Origin of the sequence: Pseudomonas sp. GD04015 (assembly GCF_029837675.1) — a bacterium.
GTDB lineage: Bacteria > Pseudomonadota > Gammaproteobacteria > Pseudomonadales > Pseudomonadaceae > Aquipseudomonas > Aquipseudomonas paralcaligenes.
In genome coordinates, this window is record NZ_JAOEEE010000011.1 from 97682 (window position 1) to 116196 (window position 18515).

Genomic DNA, 18515 nt, shown 5'->3' on the forward strand with positions numbered 1-18515 from the left:
GGCGAGAGTTCTGGAGAGTTGGCGGGCGGCCGCTCACACCATCCACATCAGGGTGGCGACGAAGACACTGCCGGCAGAAAAGGTCATGGCCCGCGACGACCAGGTGTTGAACCAGCGCTGGAAGCTGGCGAGATCGCGGTCGAGCTTGGTCTTCTGGCGCGTCCAGGACTGCTGGTCGAGGCGGAAGAACACGTACACCTTCACCAGTGCGCCGACGATCTGGTTGTAATAGAGGATCAGCGGGTAGGCCGGCCCGATGCTGTGGCCGGACGCCAGCAACAGCAGGGTCAGCACCAGCCGGGTCAGGCCGATCCACAGCAGGTAGATCAGCAGGTAGGCGAAGCCGTACTTGATGCTGGCGATGATCGCCACCGAGGGGCCGAGCAGGCTGGTCCACATCGACACCCGCTGGTCCAGCAGGACCACGCTGGTGAAGGCGCCCAAGCGGCGGATGCCGAGGCCCAGGGCCCGCGAGTTCTGCCGCAGGTTGTTGCCGTACCAGCGGAACATCAGCTTGCGGCTGGCCTTGAGGAAGCTCTTCTCCGGCGGGTGCTCGACCGTGTTGATCGAGGCGTCCGGCACGTAGAAGGTGTCGTATCCCAGGCGCATCAGGCTGTACCAGCTGGACTTGTCGTCGCCGGTGAGGAACTTGAAGCGGCCGAGGCGCCAGTGCTCCAGATGGTCGTTCTCCACGTCCATGATGAAGCCCGGGTCGGTCACCACCTCGGCGCGGAACACCGACATGCGCCCGGTCAGGGTCAGCACCCGCTTGGACAGGGCCATCGAGCACATGTTGATGTGGCGCTGGGCGAAGCGCAGCTTGTGCCACTCCTGCATCACGTAGCTGCCGCGCACCTCGCAGAACTCGTTGGTGGTGAGCCCGCCGAGGTTGTCGAACAGCTTGAAGTACGGCGCGGTCTGGCGCACCACACCGGCGGTGAGCACGGTGTCACCGTCCACCACCGCGACCACCGCGCGCTCGTCCGGCTGGTGCCGGGAGATGGCGCGGAAGCCCTGGGCCAGGCCGTCGCGCTTGCCGGTGCCGGGAATCCGCACGATGTCCAGGCGCACCCGCTCCGGCGGGGACAAGCGGTTCCACAGGTTCTTGACCAGCAGCTCGTCGGACAGCTCGACGATCGAGCACACCACGGTGCTCGGGTAGCCGCAGTCGATCGCCTCCTGGATCACCGAGCGGTACACCGCCGCGGTGGTCAGCGCGTCGATGCGGAAGCTGGTGACCAGCAGGTAGACGTGGGAGGGATCGCCCGCCTCGCCCAGCCGGCGCGCCTTGCGCCGGTAGTACGGGTAGACGATGTAGAGGAAGATCAGGCCGCGAACGTAGTGGATCGCGCCCATCGAGTAGCGCCAGATGCCCACCACCCCGAGGAGCAGCAGGAAGTCGGCGGACTCCGGATCGAAGATGCTGTGGGGCAGCAGCAAGGCCATGCCACCCAACGCAGACAAATAGAACAGCCAGCCTGCGGCGTTGCGCAAGCTACCCTGAACACTTTCCATGAAATGTCACCCCGTTTGAGTTACCGCTCTGCAACGGGGGCGTCGTTGTTGTTGTTGTAACGCCCTGTGCACCTTGTCCTGCAGCAGTCGCTACCAGCAGAGGCCTTCTTTCACTTCGTCGCTGCACTGGCGCATGAAGCCGACAAGGTCGATCAGCTTCTTGCCGGGCGGCAGTTGCTGAACCACGGTCTCGAACAGCTCGTCGCCGTTGCCCAGCACGATGACGTCCGCCTCGGCCACCACCTGGGCCAGGTCCGAGCGCAGCAGCGAGGAGACGTGGGGGATCTTGGACTCGATGTACTCGCGGTTGGCGCCGTGGACGCGGGCGTACTCGACGTTGCGGTCGAAGATCTTCAGGTCGAAACCCTTGCCGATCAGCATCTCGGCCAGTTCGACCAGGGGACTCTCACGCAGGTCGTCGGTGCCGGCCTTGAAGCTCAGGCCGAGCAGCGCGATGCTGCGCTTGTCCTGGCTGGCGATGAGGTTGTAGGCGTTGCGCACCTGGGCCTCGTTGCTCGGCATCAGCGAACTGATCAGCGGCGACTCGACATCCAGCTGGGTGGCGCGGTAGTTCAGGGCGCGCACGTCCTTGGGCAGGCAGGAGCCGCCGAAGGCGAAGCCGGGGCGCATGTAGTACTTGGAGAGGTTGAGCTTGTGGTCCTGGCAGATCACGTCCATCACCTCGCGGCCATCGACACCCACCGCCTTGGCGATGTTGCCGATCTCGTTGGCGAAGGTGATCTTGGTCGCGTGCCAGACGTTGCAGGTGTACTTGATCATCTCGGCGACTTCGACGCTCTTGCGGATGATCGGGGCGTCCAGCTCGCCGTAGATCTCTTCCAGCAGGTCGCCGGAGGTCTGGTCCAGCTCGCCGATCACGGTCATGGCCGGGAAGTCGTAGTCCTTGATCGCGGTGCTCTCGCGCAGGAACTCGGGGTTCACCGCCACGCCGAAGTCCTTGCCGGCCTTCAGCCCGGAATAGCGTTCGAGGGTGGGGATCACCACGTTGCGCAGGGTGCCCGGCAGCACGGTGCTGCGCACCACCACGGTATGGCGGCTGTTCTTCTCCGGCAGGACCTTGCCGATCTGCTGGCAGACTTCCTCGATGTAGGACACGTCGAGGTCGCCGTTGCGCTTGCTCGGCGTCGGCGGCGCCAGGAAGGAAATGTCGGTGTTCAGCACCGCTTCGCGCATATCCAGCGTGCCGCGCAGCTTGCCGCTGGCGACCCCCTTCTGCAGCAGCTCTTCCAGCCCGGGCTCCACGATCGGCGACCTGCCGTCGTTGATCAGATCGATCTTCAGCGGCGAGATGTCCACCCCGATGATCTGGTGCCCTCTGGCCGACAGGCACCCCGCACACACAGCCCCAACATAGCCCAGCCCAAAGATGCTGATACGCATTGGACGATCTCCTCCTTGCGTGGATCGATGCGACAGCCCCATGGCTGACGCTCACTTCGCGACGAGACCGGACAACAGGTACTGCAACTTCCTCTGGTCTCTGTTTACCGCTTCGGCTGTTATCCGTTCCATCTAAAGTGAAACAGGAAGTTCAATCAGCCTCGAGCAAAACAGATGCCACTCAAAACGACAAAGTTCCGTGGCGGGCAGTAGGAAAGTTAAATATCTGAAAACAGTGATCTAGTTTTCATATTGAGGCGCCGCTTCGACACAAAGATGCCATTAGTTTGACACCAATCTGTAGGGGAGGCTCTGGAGCGCAGAATACAGCGGATTTTTAGAAAGCCAAACCTAGATTTCAAACGGCCATCAAGAATTAAAAGTGCAATTAGCATAACACTCCAAATTCTATCGACAATTTTATGACGCCATAAAACAGACAATATCAATGACTATAAGAAAGAGCGGCAAAGTGCCATATCATGGCAACTAAGCGGAGCGGCGACATAACTAACCACGATAAGTTTCATCACCACCCCGTGGAACTAATCGGCAATAAGGAGTCGGCAGCCCGAAAATACTTATCCGCTCGGACAGGTAATCCCCTAAACTTCCGCGCTCCACGGCCGATTTGCTAGGCATAGCCCACTCGAACAAGAAGCCCTCCGGATGAGAAACAACCAGCCCGTCACCCAGCGCGAACGCACCTTTCCCGACCAGCAACGCCTGATCTCCACCACCGACCTGAAAGGCCAGATCACCTATTGCAACCAGGCCTTCGTCGAGATCAGCGGCTTCGCCCGCGAAGAGCTGCTGCGGGCGCCGCACAACATCGTGCGCCACCCGGACGTGCCGCCGGCGGTGTTCGACCACATGTGGCAGACGCTGAAGAAGGGCCGCCCGTGGATGGGCGTGGTGAAGAATCGCAGCAAGAACGGCGATCACTACTGGGTCAACGCCTACGTCACGCCCATGCTCGAGAAGGGCCAGGTGGTGGGCTACGAATCGGTGCGGGTCAAGCCCACCGCCGAGCAGGTGCAGCGGGCCGAGGCGCTGTACCAGCGGATCAATGCCGGCAAGGCGGCGATCCCCGCCACCGACCGCTGGCTGCCGGTGCTGCAGGCATGGCTGCCGTTCATCCTGATCAGCCAGATCGGCTTCATGATCGGCCACTGGATCGGTTCGACCTGGGGCTTCCTGCTGGCCGCCCTGCTCTCCGTGCCGCTGGGCCTGGCCGGCCTCGGCTGGCAGACCCGTGGCGTCAAGCGCCTGCTGCGCCTGGCCGACCAGACCACCTCGGACCCGCTGATCGCGCAGATGTACACCGATAGCCGCGGCGCCGAAGCACGCCTGGAAATGGCCATGCTCAGCCAGGAAGCGCGCCTGAAGACCTGCCTGACCCGCCTGCAGGACACCGCGGAGCGCCTGACCAGCCAGGCCAAGCACGCCGACCACCTGGCCCACAGCAGCTCGGCCGGACTGGAGCGCCAGCGGATCGAGACCGAACAGGTGGTGACCGCGATCAACGAGATGGCCGCCACCACCCTGGAGGTGGCCAACAACGTGGCGCGCACCGCCATCGCCACCCAGGAGGCCAACCGCCTGACCGGCGAGGGCCGCCATGTCGCCTCGGAGACCCGCGAGGCGATCCAGCGCCTGTCGGTCTCCGTCGGCGAAACCGGCGAGACGGTGTCGCGCCTGGCCCAGGACAGCAACGAGATCGGCGGCGTGGTCGACGTGATCAAGGGCATCGCCGACCAGACCAATCTGCTCGCCCTCAACGCCGCCATCGAGGCGGCGCGGGCCGGCGAGATGGGTCGCGGCTTCGCCGTGGTAGCCGACGAGGTGCGCTCGCTGGCCCAGCGCACGGCGGAATCCACCGGGCAGATCCACGCGCTGATCGCCAAGCTGCAGCGCACCGCCGAAGAGGCGGTGATGACCATGGAGATCGGCCGCAGGCAGGCCGACGAAGGCGTGGAGCACGTGCTGCAGGCCGACCAGGCGCTGCAGGGCATTAGCGAGGCGGTGGGCAACATCGCGGACATGGCCAACCAGATCGCCGCGGCGGCCGAGCAGCAGAGCGCCGTGGCCGACGAGATCAATCAGAACATCACCACCATCGCCCAGCTGGCCGACCAGACCTCGGGCGAAGCGCAGAACACTGCGCTGCTCAGCGAGGAACTCACCTCCACCGCCCAGGACCAGTATTCCCTGGTGGAGCGCTTCAACCGCTGATCGTCGTCACCCGCCGGCCCGCCCGGGCCGGCCGCTCACGCCCGTCCGAGATAATCCATCTTGCCGATTTCCAGGCCGTTGTGGCGCAGGATGGCGTAGGCGGTGGTGACGTGGAAATAGAAGTTGGGCAGCACGAAGCGCAGCAGGTAGTCCGGGCCGCTGAAGCGCAGTTCGCTGCCCGGGACCTTCAGGACGATCTCGCGCCCTTCCCCGCTGTCGATCTGCTCGGGCGTCAGGCTGCCAATGAACTCCAGCGTGCGGCCGATGCGCGCCTGCAGTTCGTCGAAGCTGCTCTCCGTGTCCGCGAAGCTGGGCACCTCGACCCCGGCCAGGCGCGCCGCGCAGCCCTTGGCGGCGTCGCTGGCGATCTGCACCTGGCGGGTCAGCGGGTGCATGTCCGGCGCCAGGCGCGCGTCGAGCAGCACGGCGGGGTCGATCTTCCTGGCTTCGGCATGGGCCGCGGCCTTGTCGAGAATGGCCGACAGGTTGCCGAACATGCGGACGAACTGGGGCACGGAGGCCTGGTAGAGGGACAGCGACATGGAGAACTCCTTGGCGGAAGAAGGACGAAACTCTGCTAGGTTCTGTACGAAAAGTCGTCGAGCGAAGGTCAGGCAAGGGCTAGGCGCCCCCACAAAAACAGGCGAAGAAGCGGAGTTTACGTGCTGTAAATGAGCATTCTGAGACGCCGCGTCCCGGCCTGTTTTTAACGCAGCATCACCGAGCACAGGCACTTTTCGTACAGAACCTAGGTTAGCCGCCACCACGACGGAGAGGCAGGAACCATGATGACCCCGGAGCAGATCGCCGCATTCTGCCTGCAGCTGCCAGGCGCGCGCGAGGACTACAAATGGGGCGGCGCCCGGGTGTTCTCGGTGGCCGGCAACAAGATGTTCGCCCTGCTCAGCGGGGGCCTGGCCTTCAAGGTGGCGCCGGAGCTGTTCCTCGGCATGGTCGACCGGCCGGGCATCCGCCCTGCCCCCTATCTGGCCCGGGCCTACTGGGTCAGCATGAACGAGCCCTACCCGCTGGGTGATGACGAGATGCGTGAGCTGCTGACCCGCTCCCACCAGCTGGTGGTGCGCAAGCTGCCGAAGGTTCGCCAGGCGGGGCTGCTGCTCGACTAGAGCGGCAGCAGATGGCCCAGGTAACGCCCGCCCAGCGCCAGCTGGTCGATCCAGAAGGCCTGGTGCAACGCGACTATCGCCCAGAACACCAGCTGGAAGGACGCCTTGCGCGTCTTGTGGCGGAACACCTGCTGGGCCACCAGGGCGCCGGGCCAGCCGCCCGCCAGCTCGGCGATGTGCAGGCTGTTCTCCGGCGTGCGCCAGCGCCCCTTCTGCGCGGACTGCTTGTCCAGCCAGTACTGGCCGAAGCTGAACAGGCTGACCAGCGGATAGGCCAGCGCCACCCAGACCACACCGCGTTCCAGCAGCGCCAGGGCGCCCCAGGCCGGCAGCGCGCACAGCGCCGCCAGCACCAGCAGCTTGGCCTGCAGGTTGCGGATGGCCGGTGAATCCGGGCCGGGCTGGCGCGGGTTCCTGGCGGCTTTCGGCGTGCCCTGGCCCGGTTTGCGGCGAATGGCCGGGCGATCCAGGCTGAGCGCCAGGTGGCGCATGTGCTGGGCTCGCGGCCGGCCCTGCTCGTCGCGCCCGGCGACGTAGGCCACCGCATCGCCGGCCTGAAGGCGCCGCTCCCCGCGCACCGCGGAGATGTGCACGAACAGCTGCTCGCCGCCACCGTCAGGCAGGATGAAGCCGAAGCCCTTGTCGTCGTTCCAGCTCTTCAGGATGCCTTGTCGTTCCATGCTCAGCCCTGGGCGCTGCTCCAGTCGATCAGGTGGAACTGCCAGGTGGCCAGGATCAGCAGGCCGAAGGCGATGCGGTACCAGGCAAACAGCGCGTAGCTGTGGTTGGCGATGAACTTGAGCAGGCCGCGCACGGCGATCATGGCGAAGATGAAGGACACCACGAAGCCCAGGGCGAACACCGGCAGGTCGCCGGGCTGGAACAGGTCGCGGTACTTGTAGCCGGAATACACGGCCGCGCCGACCATGGTCGGCATCGCCAGGAAGAACGAGAACTCGGTGGCGGCGCGACGCGACAGGCCGAACAGCAGGCCGCCGATGATGGTGGAGGCCGAGCGCGAGGTGCCCGGGATCATCGCCAGGCACTGGGCGAAGCCGATCTTCAGGGCTTCCTTCCAGGTCATGTCGTCCACCTCCTCGACGGTGATCTCGTGCTGGCGGCGCTCGGCCCAGAGCATCACCACGCCACCGACCACCAGCGCGACGGCCACGGTGACGGCGTTGAACAGGTACTCGTGGATCAGGTCGGCGAAGGCCACGCCGATGACCACCGCCGGCAGGAAGGCGATCAGCAGGTTGGCGGTGAAGCGCTGGGCCTGTCGCTGCCGCGGCACGTTGAACACGGTGATGAGGATCTTGCGGCGGTACTCCCACATCACCGCCAGGATGGCGCCGAGCTGGATGATGATGTTGAAGGCCATCGCCCGCTCGCCGCCGAAGCCGAGCAGGTCGGCGACGACGATCTGGTGGCCGGTGCTGGAGATCGGCAGGAACTCGGTCAGGCCCTCGACGATGCCCAGGATCACTACCTGCAGGGCTGTCCACAAATCCATGAAATACCTCGGCACTGGCCGCCTCAGAGAAGCGGCCGATAACGGAATAGACGCCTGGTCGCAGACGGAAAACGGCGGGCATCCTACCAGATAGGCACCTCTGCGCGCCTCCTTGCCAACGGCGGATGGCGCAGCGCCTAGACTGGCTGTTGGCTATTACAAGAACTGACCCGGAGCCACCCCTCATGAGCAGCCTGCGCACCCTTCCCATCAGCCGCCGCCTGTGGCTGATCCTGCTGTCGTCCATCGTCATGCTGCTGCTCCTCACCGGACTGATGCTGCAGCAGATCCACACCGGCCTGTACCAGGCCAAGGCGCAGCAGACCCGGCATCTGGTGGAAAGCGCCATCGGCGTGCTCAAGCACTACCAGGGCCTGGAGAGCGGCGGCCTGGCCCGGGAGGAGGCGCAGCGGCAGGCGATGGAGATCATCCGCGGCCTGCGCTACGACCAGGACGACTACTTCTGGATCAACGACATGACCCCGACCATGGTCATGCACCCGACCAACCCCAAGCTGGAAGGCCGCCAGCTCGGCGACCTGAAGGACCCGGACGGCAAGTTCCTGTTCAACGAGATGGTCGCCATCGCCAGGCAGAGCGGCGCCGGCCAGGTCGACTACCGCTGGAACAAGCCGGGCTCCGAGGAGCCGGTGCCGAAGATTTCTTACATCGAGCTGTTCCAGCCCTGGGGCTGGATACTCGGCACCGGCGTCTACGTCGACGACGTGCAGGCCGAGTTCCGCGCCCAGGCCCTGCGCGCGCTCGGCATCCTGGGCGTGATCGCCCTGCTGCTGGCCGGCCTGGTCACGCTGATCGCGCGCAGCATCGCCCGCCCGCTGGACGAAGCGGTCGACGCCATGGCCAGCATCGCCAGCGGCGACGCCGACCTCACGCGCAGCCTGGACAACCACGGCCGCGACGAACTGACCGCCCTGGGCGGCCACTTCAACGCCTTCACCGGCAAGCTGCGCGGAGTGATCGGCGAGTCGCTGCAGGCCGCCGGCAGCCTCAACGAGGCCTCGCACTCCCTCGGCGGGATTTCCGCCAACGCCCGCCAGTACAGCCAGCAGCAGTCGCAGCAGATGGAACTGGTCGCCACCGCCGTCAACCAGGTGTCCTATGCCGTGCAGGACGTGGCGAAGAACGCCGAACACGCCGCCGGCGAGGTGCGCCAGGCGGAACAGCAGGCGCTGCAGGGCCAGCAGAACATCGACGGCAGCCTGCGCCAGATCGACCAGCTGTCCGAGACCATCGCCCGGGCCGTGCAGGTGATCCAGGACCTGGCCCAGGAAAGTACCCAGATCGGCAGCGTGCTGGAGGTGATCCGCTCCATCGCCGAGCAGACCAACCTGCTGGCGCTGAACGCGGCCATCGAGGCGGCGCGGGCCGGCGAACAGGGCCGCGGCTTCGCCGTGGTGGCCGACGAGGTGCGCATGCTGGCCCAGCGCACCCAACAGTCCACCGCTGAGATCCACGGCATGATCGAGCGCCTGCAGGGCAACTCCGAGGCCGCGGTGAAGGTCATCGACGCCAGCAGCCAGGCCTCTCGGCAGACGGTCGAGCAGGCCCGCCAGGCCGGCGAGAGCCTCGACCAGATCGCCGCCTCCCTGCGCAACCTGACGGGCTTGAATGCCTCCATCGCCAGTGCCACCCTGCAGCAGTCCCACGTGGTGGACGACATCAATCAGAACGTGACCCAGGCCGCCAGCCTGGCTCACGAGAACGCGCTGGCGGCCGAGCAGTTCAGCGAGGCCAGCGGTCACCTCGGCCAGCTCGCCGAGCGACTGAACCGCCTGCTGGGCCAGTTCCGGGTATGAGGTGACGATGAGCGGCATGGAGCATCAGGAGGTCGATCTCGGCCAGCCGCAGAACCAGGACCTGGTCTGGGACCTGGACAGCATCGCCCGCCGCGAGCTGGCCGAGCGCTTCATCAGGCTGTTCGAGAACCGCCTGTGCGTGTACTCCGAGTCCACCCGCCAGCTGTACACCAACTACGACCTGCACTTCCCCTCGGACTACGGGCGCAAGATGGTGGTGCTGCCCAATCCCTACGCCTTCCACGACACCCTGCACGGCATCGAGCCCGTGGCCGTGCGCAAGACCGGGCTCTGCGTGCTGCCCGGCGTGGTACTGGGCAAGCCCGGCCTGCTGCTGACCACCCAGACCGGGGACGGCCGCCCGGCGCCCAGGACCATGCCGTTCAAACAGGCCCTGGCGCAGATCATCAGCAACCAGAAGAAGGTCAACGACGTCTTCCTGCCCATCCTGATGAAGGGCGACCTGCGCGAGTTCGACCAGAAGATGCCCTACATCCACCTGCATCGCCTGCAGGTGCAGCGGCTCACCCGGCTGTCGTCGTTCGAGCGCGACGACATCCAGCAGACCATCACCCGCAAGCTGCTGATGCTCTACCGCCAGGCCGACAGCCTGGGCTGCTGAAGCACGCGCGGCGCAGCCGAACGACAGACAAGAGTAATGGCGACTTGCCAGGGGCCTTGCGGATTGGCATAACGTACCCCACAAGAAATAACCACAAGGATGTTGATGTCATGCGCCTGATACGCCGTGCTCTGCTGTTCATCCTCCTGCTGGCGCTCGGTGCCCTCGCCGTCGTCCTCTACTACGTCGCCCGCCCCAACATCCCGGTGTTCGACGAGCCGCAGCAGGTGCACTACCTCGACCAGTGGGACGAACAGGCCCGCCAGACCTACTACTACACGCCGCAGGGCACCACGGTGAAGGGCCTGCGCTACGACTGGTTCACCGCCCTGGAACTGCCCTTCTCCCGCGACAAGTTCGCCAGCCCGGACTACCTGGCCCGCTTCGGCTTCCTCACCGACCCGCGGCAGCAGGCCAGCGAGCTGAACCCGGGCAACCTGCCGGTGGGCTTCGCCCGCCACCCGGACGACGAGACAGGCATCCACTACCTCGACATCACCTGTGCCGCCTGCCACACCGGCGAGCTGCGCTACAAGGGCCAGGCCGTGCGCATCGACGGCGGCGCCGCCCTGCACTCCCTGGCGTCCACCGTGCCCACCCTCAAGGGCGGCGGCTTCGGCCAGGCGCTGGGCATGAGCATGGCCTTCACCTACTACAACCCGATCAAGTTCGAGCGCTTCGCCCGGAGCGTGCTGGGCGAGCACGACGATGCCGCCCGGCGGCAGCTGCGCGCGGACTTCAAGGCCGTGCTCGACCGCCTGCTCGGCACCGCCTACAACGACTGGCATCGCGGTCTCTACCCGACCGAGGAAGGCTTCGGCCGCACCGACGCCTTCGGCCGTATCGCCAACGGCGTGTTCGGCGACGCCATCGACCCGTCCAACTACCGCGTGGCCAACGCGCCGGTCAGCTATCCGCAGCTGTGGGACATCTGGAAGTTCGACTGGGTGCAGTGGAACGGCTCGGCCATGCAGCCGATGGCCCGCAACATCGGCGAGGCCCTCGGCGTGGGCGCCACCCTGCACCTGTTCGGCGAGAACGGCGGCCAGTTGCCGGAGAACGAACGCTACCCCTCCAGCGTGCGCCTGCACGACCTCTACACCCTGGAGGAAACCCTCAAGCACCTGAAACCGCCGACCTGGCCGGAAGCCATCCTCGGCAAGGTGGACCTGGCGCTGGCGAGCCAGGGCCGCGCCCTGTTCGCCGAGAACTGCGCCTACTGCCACGCCCCCAACCCGGTGCCGCCGGACCGCCGCCTGGCACCGGAGCGCGACCCGGAGTGGCACATGCGCATCGTGCCGACCCGCATCATCGGCACCGACCCGACCACCGCCGACAACATCGCCGACCACCGCTTCGACATCCGCCGGCTGAGCTGGCGCAAGGACGAGCTGGCCCGGCTCGACGTCAAGCTGTTCGGCTCCAGCCTGGAGCAGGTGGACTTCGCCAGCATCTCCAGCGCCAAGGGCCTGGCCTACGTCACCGCCTACGTCGAGAACCGCGCCTACCGCGACGCCGGTATCGAGCAGCCCGAACGCGGCCGCATGGACGGCTACGACCTGGCCATCGGCGTGCAGGAAATCCGCGGCTACAAGGCGCGCCCGCTCGACGGCATCTGGGCCACCCCGCCCTTCCTGCACAACGGCTCGGTGCCCAACCTGTTCCAGCTGCTGTCGCCGGTGGTCGAGCGCGACACCCGCTTCTGGGTCGGCAACTTCGAGTACGACCCCCAGCGTGCCGGCTTCCTCACCGGCGAGTTCAAAGGCGGCTTCCTGTTCGACACCCGTGTCACCGGCAACGGCAACCGCGGCCACGAATTCCGCGACGGCTGCCGCAACGAGGGCGTGATCGGGCGCTACCTCGAACCGCAGGAGCGCTACGCCCTGATCGAATACCTCAAGGTGATGGGCGACGAGCGCCTGGAAAGCCGGCTCGTGCCCGTCGAAAGCCGCCCCTGGGCGCCCGGCCCCAACTGCCAGAGTTATTGAGGAACACCGCCATGCTGAAACGTTTCTGGCTCTGGCTCGGCCGCCTGCTCGGCCGCGTACTGCTCATCCTGCTGGTGGTCGGCGCCCTCGGCTGGGGCCTGGGTAGCGCCTACTACGCCTGGAAGTTCTCCGGTCCGGTCCCGGCCGAGGAGCAGATTCCCAAGGACGAGGCGGCCCTGACCCAGGGCATCATCGAGGACGCCGTGCGCATCGTCGAACAGCACCGCGACAACACCCGCGTGCTGCGCGACGCCCACGCCAAGGCCCACGGCTGCGTGAAGGCGGAGATGACGGTGCTGCCGGGCCTGGCGCCGGAACTGCGCCACGGCGTGCTGGCCGATCCGGGCAAGACCTGGCAGGCCTGGATGCGCCTGTCCAACGGCAACGCCTACCCGCAGTTCGACAGCGCCCGGGATGCCCGCGGCATGGCCATCAAGCTGCTCGACGTGCCCGGCGAGAAGCTGCTCAGCAGCAAGGCCACGGCCGGCAACCAGGACTTCGTGATGTTCAACAACTCGGTGTTCTTCGTCCGCGACGTGGCCGAGTACAAGCAGAACTTCGCCGCCCAGGCCTCCGGCCAGAAGGTGCTGGCCTTCTTCCCCAGCTGGGACCCACGCACCTGGGAAATCCGCCACATGCTGATCGCCCTGAAGACCCTGGCTCCCGCGCCGGACAGCCCTGTGGCCGCCACCTACAACTCCATCGCGCCGTTCAAGCTCGGCCCGCACAACATCAAGTACCGGGTCGTACCCGATCCGGAGCGCTGCCCGGCCTACGAGCTGCCGGCGCAGAACACCGCGCTGCCCAACTTCCTGCGCAACGCGCTGTACCAGCAACTGTCACTGGACCGGGTGCCGGCCTGCTTCGCCCTGCAGGTGCAGCGCCAGAACCCCGACTACTACATGCCCATCGAGGACACCAGCGTGGAATGGAGCGAGAAGATTTCGCCCTTCGAGACGGTGGCGACCCTCCGCGTGCCGGCCCAGGACTTCGATACCCGCGAACAGAACCTGTTCTGCGACAACCTCTCCTTCAACCCCTGGCACGCGCTGCCGGAGCACCGCCCCATCGGCGGCATCAACCGCCTGCGCAAGGCGGTGTACGAGGCCGTCAGCGTCTACCGCCACCAACGCAACGACGCCCCGCAGGCGCACTAGAACACCTTGCTGTCCACTGGGGTGCAAGGCGCCCCGGCAATCAGCGCGGAAAACCCCGCGCCCGGCGCGGCCCCATGATCAGCCAGTTGAACAGCCCGAGCAGCGGGAACAGCACCAGCAGCGCCACCCAGAGCACCTTCTGCGGGCGCCGGCTGGCGCTGCCCAGCACATGCCACAACGCCCAGGCGGTCAGCAGCAGATAAAGCAGCGCGGGTACGCCGTAGAACAGCCAGTCCGGCAGATCCATCACCATTGCAGCCACGGTCACTCTCCCAGTCTCTTTCTCACTAGGAAGAGGTTTTCTCGCGCCAGGTTCCATCGCCCGGCTTGCGGAGGCTCGGTCGGCCCGGATAGCATGCGAATGATTCTTATCTGATGCCGCGCGATCTGCGCCACAGGGATAGTCGTCGATGTCCGCAGACGCACCGCCGCTCCAGCAGGCACTCCACAGGCTGTACAGCGATCACCACGGCTGGCTGTTCATCTGGCTGCGGCGCAAGCTGGGCTGCGCGCACAACGCGGCCGACATGGCGCAGGACACCTTCGTGCGCATCATGGCCTCGCGCGATGCGCTGACCGCCATGCGCGAACCGAGGGCCTATCTGGCCACCACGGCCAAGCGCCTGATCATCGACCGCAGCCGTCGGCGCCAGCTGGAAGAGGCCTACCTGCGCGAGCTGGCGTTGACCGCCGAAGCGCTGGCCGAAGCGGGGTTTCGTTCGCCGGAGCAGATTCACGAGACCCTCGAGGCGCTGGAGCAGATCGCCTTCGTGCTCCAGGGCCTGAGCGCCAAGGCCCACCAGATATTCCTCCTGTATTTCCTGGAAGGCTGCAACCAGGCCGAGATCGCCCATCGCCAGGGAATTTCCGAGCGCATGGTGCGCAAGTACCTGACCCAGGCCCTGGCCCACTGCAGCCGCGCGCTGGATATCTGAAGATGAGCTCCATCCACGAACAGGCTGCCGACTGGCTGCTGCGCCTCGACGAAAGCGAGACCGACGATCGGGAGCGCGCCCGCTTCGAGGCCTGGTGCGAGGCCGATCCGCGCCATGCCGAAGCCGTGGAGCGCATGCGCAGATTCGTCGGCCAACTGCAGGGGCTGCGCGACCAAGGTGCGCCGGCCCACGCGGCCCTGAACGCGGCCTTCGCCAGCCGCCGCCCGCCACGCGGGAAGCGCGGCACCAATGCCCTGCTGCTGATACTGGCACTGCTCCTGCCCGGAGCGCTTGTGTGGCGCAGCATCGAGACAGGCCACCTGATGGCCGATCACGACACTGCCCGGGGACAGTGGCGCAGCCAGGTGCTCAGCGATCAGTCGCGCGTCACCCTGGGCGGCAACAGCGCCATGGACGTCCGCTTCGACGCCGAGCAGCGGCGTATCCATCTGTTGCGCGGCGAAGTGCTGGTGGAGGTGGCCCATGACGCCGTGCGCCCCTTCATCGTCGCTACCGAGCAAGGCGAGATCCGCGCCCTCGGGACGCGCTTCGTGGTTCGCAGAGAAGGAGACTCGACCCTGCTGCTCATGCTCGAGTCACGAGTGGCCGCCCACGGCAGCCGCAGCCCCGCCGCCACCCGGGTCGAGGCGGGACAACAGGCGCGCATTCTGCCGGATCGGGTCGAGCCGCTGGCCGACATCGATAGCGCCGTGGTCGAGGACGCCTGGCGCAACCACCAGCTGGTGGTGCAGGACCAGCCGCTGGGCCTGGTGCTCGACCAGCTGGCCCGTCAGCGTCGAGGCTATCTGCACTACGACGCCGAGGAACTGGCGGACCTGCGCATCTCCGCGGTCCTGCCGCTCGACGACAGCGAGCGCGCTCTGCAACTGATCGGCGAGGCCCTGCCGATCCAGGTACGGCGGGTCACACCCTGGCTGCTGCTGGTCGAGCGCCGCTGAAAGATCTTCGGCTGGTTCCGCATTGTTCGAGCGGTCCGTCAAGGAAGGAGCCAATACGACAACAGGAAGCTCCTCCGACATGACCATGAAGTCCTCGCGCCCCCGCCGGGTGCCAGTTGCCCTCGCCCTCCAGCTGGCCTGCGCCAGCTTCGCCTGTGTCCTGCCCGCCATGCCGGCGATGGCCCAGGACGTCGCCAACCGCCACTACGACATCCCCGCCGGCCCGCTGGGCACCACCCTCAACCGTTTCGCCCAGCAGGCAGGCGTCGCCCTGGTATTCCAGGAGCAGAACGTCAGCGGCCTAGGCAGCCAGGGATTGCAGGGCAGCTACGGCATCGACGAGGGCTTTGCCCACCTGCTGCAAGGCAGCGGCTTCATGGCCCAGCGCAGCGGCAGCGGCTACGTGCTGCGCGCCGTACCGCAAGGCGACAGCTCGCTGGAACTGGCCCCGACCAGCGTGACCGGACGGGTGCTGGGCGCGACCACCGAAGGCACCGGCGCCTACACCACCGGTGCGACGGCGACCGCCACCAAGCTGCCGCTGTCCATCCGCGAAACCCCGCAATCGGTCAGCGTGATCACCAGTCAGCGCATCCGCGACCAGGACATGAACAGCCTCGAAGACGTGCTGGCCGAGGCGCCGGGCGTTCTCTACAAGAAGAAGAGCACCTCCTCCGACGAGGAAGTCGGCATCTTCTCCCGCGGCATGAAGATCGAGACCTTCCAGGTCGACGGCATCCCGACCATCTTCGAGCCGTCGATGAGCAGCCAGTCCAACGATCTGGCGGTCTACGACCGGGTCGAGATCGTGCGCGGTGCCACCGGCCTGCTCAGCGGCACCGGCAATCCGTCGGCCACCATCAACATGGTGCGCAAGCGCCCGACCCGCGAAGTCCAGGCCTCGATCCAGGGCACCGTCGGCTCCTGGGACAACTACCGCACCGAGTTCGACGTGTCCGGCCCGCTGAGCGAAACCGGCAACGTGCGTGGCCGCCTGGTGGGCGCCTACCAGACCGCCCACTCGTTCATCGATCGCCTCAGCACCGAGCGCCAGGTCGCCTACGGGGTCATCGAGGCGGACCTGAGCGAACGCGACACCATCAGCCTCGGCATCGACTACCAGGTGCGCAACTGCGACGCCTGCGCCTACTTCGGCTTCCCGGCGTTCTACAGCAACGGCGAGCGCACCGACTTCAAGCGCTCGTTCAACTCGGCGGCGGACTGGAGCTATGCGGACCGCCAGCGCACCTCGATCTTCGCCACCTACGAACACCGCTTCGACAACGACTGGCTGGCCAGGGTGGCCTACACCAACATGCGCGACGACAACGACGTCGAGTACGGCTGGTTCAGCAGCTACGGCTACCCCGACCCGCAGACCGGCGCGGGCAGCGGCCTGTTCATGGCCAAATGGCCGAGCAGGCCGGAGCAGAACTCGGTCGATGCCTATGCCACCGGCCCGTTCAGCCTGTTCGGTCGCGAGCACGAACTGGTGGTGGGCGTCAGTGCGAACAAGTACCGCAGCAACACCGGGGCCTATCCGCTGTGGTACGACTACAGCGGCAGCGGCTGGGACCCGGCGATTCCCAACGTCCACGACTGGCACGGCGACATCGAAAAGCCGCCGCTGGATCGCCTGGGCGACATCGAGTACGCCCAGCGCCAGTACGCCGGCTACACCTCGGCACGCTTCAGGCCGACCGACGATCTCTCGCTGCTTCTCGGCGCGCGGGTCAGCTACTACAAGGTCGAGCAGTCGCAGATCTACTACGGCGACCCGACCGACTACGCACCCGGTGACGGCAAGAAACAGGAGAATGGCGAGATCACGCCCTACGCCGGCCTGGTCTACGACCTGGATCGGCACCACTCGGTCTATGCCAGCTACACCAGCATCTTCAAGCCGCAATCGAGCAAGACCCCGGAAGGCGCCTTCCTCGATCCGACCGAGGGTGACAGCTATGAGATCGGGGCCAAGGGCGAGTACTACGACGGCCGCCTCAACGTCAGCGGCGCGCTGTTCGAGTCCAAGGTCGGCAACTACCCGGTCGGCACCGGCTTCTACTTCGACAATGGCGAGGAAGCGGTACGGGCCGCCGATCTCAAGGTGCGCGGCGTGGAGCTGGAGGTCACCGGCGAACTGCTCCCCGGCTGGCAGATGCAGGCCGGTTACAGCCACGTGAACACCTATTACCCGCAGGGTGTGGACGTCAACGTCGGCTTCCCGCGCAACAGCGTCAAGCTGTTCACCACCTACAACCTGCAGGGCGAATTGAACCGCCTGACCCTCGGTGGCGGTGTGCGCTGGGAGAGTGAAACCAGCTACGGCAACACCGAGGTCATCCCCGGCACCACGCTGGAAGCCACGCAGGGCAGCTACGCCATCGTCGACCTGCTGGCGCGCTACCGCTTCGACGAGCACTTCACCGGCACGCTCAACGTCAACAACCTGTTCGACAAGGAGTACTACGCCAGTACCAGCGTCTACAGCGACCTGTATGGCGAGCCGCGCAGCCTGAGTGCCACCCTGCGCTGGGAGTACTGAGGTCGCAGGGTGGACGGGAACAGCGGGGTGCGGGGTACCGTCTCGAAACAGCCGGTGATCGGCTTCCGTACCTGAGCGGAACCGGAGGCATAGATGGAGAGGCGTGGGCGCGGCGTGCGCCCGCCTCAGTCTTCCAGCCGGGGGAAGCGACTGGCGATCTCGTCGCCGGTGACCTGGGCCGGATTGTCGAACAGGCGGATCGCCACAAGGTGCGGGAACTCACCCATGTCGAACCAGTGGCGGGTACCGGCCGGCACCGAGATCAGGTCGTGCTTCTCGCACAGCACGGCGTACACGTAGTCGTCGATGTGCAGGGTGAACAGGCCGCGTCCGGTGACGAAGAAGCGCGCCTCGCCCTCGCCATGGTGCTCGTCGAGGAAGCTGGCGCGCAGCTCGTCCTTCTGCGGGTGGTCCTTGTTCAGGCTGACCACCTCGACGGTGGCGTAGCTGCGCTCGCTCATCAGCCTGTCGATCTGTGGGCGGCAGGCGGTGACCACCTCCTCCTGGCTGGCGCCCGGCCGGACCGGCACGTCGGCCTGCCAGCGCTCGAAGCGCACGCCGACCTCGGCGAGCGTCGCGGCGATGTCCTCGACATGGGTCAGCACCTTGTTCGGCACCTCGGGGCTGGACTGGTGGTAGACGGTCAGGCTGCTCATGGTCGATCTCCTACCCAATCGGGCTCTCATGTTCCGTGGGGTGCG

The 18515-nt window shown here is 66.3% G+C and carries 16 protein-coding genes; 9 read left to right on the plus strand and 7 right to left on the minus strand.

The genetic code is table 11. The annotated features are described in order from the left end of the window. Nucleotides 1-33 precede the first annotated feature (33 nt). Both N7640_RS12170 and N7640_RS12175 read right to left on the minus strand, forming a co-directional pair. Nucleotides 34-1515, minus strand: a complete 1482-nt coding sequence (locus N7640_RS12170; protein ID WP_220816012.1) for a glycosyltransferase family 2 protein — start codon at nucleotides 1513-1515, stop codon at nucleotides 34-36. A 90-nt stretch (nucleotides 1516-1605) separates the two neighbouring features. Continuing rightward, the gene (locus tag N7640_RS12175) at nucleotides 1606-2916 is read right to left on the minus strand and encodes a UDP-glucose/GDP-mannose dehydrogenase family protein (protein ID WP_220816013.1); all 1311 of its coding nucleotides are present in this window, start codon (nucleotides 2914-2916) and stop codon (nucleotides 1606-1608) included. A 669-nt stretch (nucleotides 2917-3585) separates the two neighbouring features. On the opposite strand from N7640_RS12175, the gene N7640_RS12180 reads away from it, so the two are divergent. Further along, complete coding sequence (locus tag N7640_RS12180) at nucleotides 3586-5151, plus strand: PAS domain-containing methyl-accepting chemotaxis protein (RefSeq protein ID WP_220816014.1); 1566 nt, start codon at nucleotides 3586-3588, stop codon at nucleotides 5149-5151. Between the two features lie 35 nt (nucleotides 5152-5186). Here N7640_RS12180 and N7640_RS12185 read toward each other — a convergent pair whose 3' ends face one another. Then, the gene (locus N7640_RS12185) at nucleotides 5187-5693 is read right to left on the minus strand and encodes a DUF1993 domain-containing protein (RefSeq protein ID WP_279904492.1); all 507 of its coding nucleotides are present in this window, start codon (nucleotides 5691-5693) and stop codon (nucleotides 5187-5189) included. A 246-nt stretch (nucleotides 5694-5939) separates the two neighbouring features. Between N7640_RS12185 and N7640_RS12190 the strand changes: the two genes are divergently transcribed. Then, a complete protein-coding gene (locus N7640_RS12190; protein ID WP_279904534.1) occupies nucleotides 5940-6278 on the plus strand; it encodes an MmcQ/YjbR family DNA-binding protein in 339 nt (112 codons plus the stop codon). Here the strand turns inward: N7640_RS12190 and N7640_RS12195 are convergent. Both N7640_RS12195 and N7640_RS12200 read right to left on the minus strand, forming a co-directional pair. Continuing rightward, nucleotides 6275-6958 carry a DUF1294 domain-containing protein gene (locus N7640_RS12195; RefSeq protein WP_279904493.1) on the minus strand — a complete coding sequence of 228 codons (684 nt, stop codon included), beginning with the start codon at nucleotides 6956-6958 and terminating at the stop codon, nucleotides 6275-6277. The genes N7640_RS12190 and N7640_RS12195 overlap by 4 nt on opposite strands. 2 nt (nucleotides 6959-6960) lie before the next feature. Further along, entirely contained in the window at nucleotides 6961-7791 is an 831-nt protein-coding gene (locus N7640_RS12200; protein WP_220816017.1) for an undecaprenyl-diphosphate phosphatase, read from the minus strand. A 185-nt stretch (nucleotides 7792-7976) separates the two neighbouring features. Here N7640_RS12200 and N7640_RS12205 point away from each other — a divergent pair, with 185 nt between their 5' ends. From N7640_RS12205 to N7640_RS12220, 4 genes are all read left to right on the plus strand, one after another. Next, nucleotides 7977-9608 carry a methyl-accepting chemotaxis protein gene (locus N7640_RS12205; protein WP_279904494.1) on the plus strand — a complete coding sequence of 544 codons (1632 nt, stop codon included), beginning with the start codon at nucleotides 7977-7979 and terminating at the stop codon, nucleotides 9606-9608. Between the two features lie 7 nt (nucleotides 9609-9615). Then, nucleotides 9616-10230, plus strand: coding sequence for a hypothetical protein (locus N7640_RS12210; protein WP_279904495.1), 615 nt, complete (start codon nucleotides 9616-9618; stop codon nucleotides 10228-10230). 110 nt (nucleotides 10231-10340) lie between these two features. Then, nucleotides 10341-12218, plus strand: a complete 1878-nt coding sequence (locus N7640_RS12215; protein WP_279904496.1) for a di-heme-cytochrome C peroxidase — start codon at nucleotides 10341-10343, stop codon at nucleotides 12216-12218. A gap of 11 nt (nucleotides 12219-12229) precedes the next feature. Continuing rightward, a complete protein-coding gene (locus N7640_RS12220; protein WP_279904497.1) occupies nucleotides 12230-13375 on the plus strand; it encodes a catalase family protein in 1146 nt (381 codons plus the stop codon). A 40-nt stretch (nucleotides 13376-13415) separates the two neighbouring features. Here N7640_RS12220 and N7640_RS12225 read toward each other — a convergent pair whose 3' ends face one another. After that, nucleotides 13416-13643, minus strand: coding sequence for a PLDc N-terminal domain-containing protein (locus N7640_RS12225; protein WP_279904498.1), 228 nt, complete (start codon nucleotides 13641-13643; stop codon nucleotides 13416-13418). A 142-nt stretch (nucleotides 13644-13785) separates the two neighbouring features. Between N7640_RS12225 and N7640_RS12230 the strand changes: the two genes are divergently transcribed. The 3 genes from N7640_RS12230 to N7640_RS12240 all read left to right on the plus strand — a co-directional run bounded on the left by N7640_RS12230 (nucleotide 13786) and on the right by N7640_RS12240 (nucleotide 17814). After that, nucleotides 13786-14310 carry a sigma-70 family RNA polymerase sigma factor gene (locus N7640_RS12230; protein WP_279904499.1) on the plus strand — a complete coding sequence of 175 codons (525 nt, stop codon included), beginning with the start codon at nucleotides 13786-13788 and terminating at the stop codon, nucleotides 14308-14310. Between the two features lie 2 nt (nucleotides 14311-14312). Beyond that, entirely contained in the window at nucleotides 14313-15269 is a 957-nt protein-coding gene (locus N7640_RS12235) for a FecR domain-containing protein (protein WP_279904500.1), read from the plus strand. 79 nt (nucleotides 15270-15348) lie between these two features. Beyond that, on the plus strand, nucleotides 15349-17814 hold the full coding sequence (locus N7640_RS12240) for a TonB-dependent siderophore receptor (protein WP_279904501.1): 2466 nt from the start codon (nucleotides 15349-15351) through the stop codon (nucleotides 17812-17814). Nucleotides 17815-17939: 125 nt separating this feature from the next. Here the strand turns inward: N7640_RS12240 and N7640_RS12245 are convergent, their stop codons facing one another. After that, nucleotides 17940-18470, minus strand: coding sequence for an acireductone dioxygenase (locus N7640_RS12245; protein WP_279904502.1), 531 nt, complete (start codon nucleotides 18468-18470; stop codon nucleotides 17940-17942). Nucleotides 18471-18515: the final 45 nt, after the last annotated feature.

Excerpts from the sequence above, each read along its gene's own strand:
- N7640_RS12185 (WP_279904492.1), bottom strand. The coding sequence starts at position 5,693 with ATGTCGCTGTCCCTCTACCAGGCCTCCGTGCCCCAGTTCGTCCGCATG.
- N7640_RS12210 (WP_279904495.1), top strand. The coding sequence starts at position 9,616 with ATGAGCGGCATGGAGCATCAGGAGGTCGATCTCGGCCAGCCGCAGAAC.
- N7640_RS12230 (WP_279904499.1), top strand. The coding sequence starts at position 13,786 with ATGTCCGCAGACGCACCGCCGCTCCAGCAGGCACTCCACAGGCTGTAC.
- N7640_RS12245 (WP_279904502.1), bottom strand. The coding sequence starts at position 18,470 with ATGAGCAGCCTGACCGTCTACCACCAGTCCAGCCCCGAGGTGCCGAAC.
- N7640_RS12235 (WP_279904500.1), top strand. The coding sequence starts at position 14,313 with ATGAGCTCCATCCACGAACAGGCTGCCGACTGGCTGCTGCGCCTCGAC.
- N7640_RS12170 (WP_220816012.1), bottom strand. The coding sequence starts at position 1,515 with ATGGAAAGTGTTCAGGGTAGCTTGCGCAACGCCGCAGGCTGGCTGTTC.
- N7640_RS12200 (WP_220816017.1), bottom strand. The coding sequence starts at position 7,791 with ATGGATTTGTGGACAGCCCTGCAGGTAGTGATCCTGGGCATCGTCGAG.
- N7640_RS12215 (WP_279904496.1), top strand. The coding sequence starts at position 10,341 with ATGCGCCTGATACGCCGTGCTCTGCTGTTCATCCTCCTGCTGGCGCTC.
- N7640_RS12180 (WP_220816014.1), top strand. The coding sequence starts at position 3,586 with ATGAGAAACAACCAGCCCGTCACCCAGCGCGAACGCACCTTTCCCGAC.
- N7640_RS12220 (WP_279904497.1), top strand. The coding sequence starts at position 12,230 with ATGCTGAAACGTTTCTGGCTCTGGCTCGGCCGCCTGCTCGGCCGCGTA.
- N7640_RS12195 (WP_279904493.1), bottom strand. The coding sequence starts at position 6,958 with ATGGAACGACAAGGCATCCTGAAGAGCTGGAACGACGACAAGGGCTTC.
- N7640_RS12240 (WP_279904501.1), top strand. The coding sequence starts at position 15,349 with ATGACCATGAAGTCCTCGCGCCCCCGCCGGGTGCCAGTTGCCCTCGCC.
- N7640_RS12205 (WP_279904494.1), top strand. The coding sequence starts at position 7,977 with ATGAGCAGCCTGCGCACCCTTCCCATCAGCCGCCGCCTGTGGCTGATC.
- N7640_RS12175 (WP_220816013.1), bottom strand. The coding sequence starts at position 2,916 with ATGCGTATCAGCATCTTTGGGCTGGGCTATGTTGGGGCTGTGTGTGCG.
- N7640_RS12190 (WP_279904534.1), top strand. The coding sequence starts at position 5,940 with ATGACCCCGGAGCAGATCGCCGCATTCTGCCTGCAGCTGCCAGGCGCG.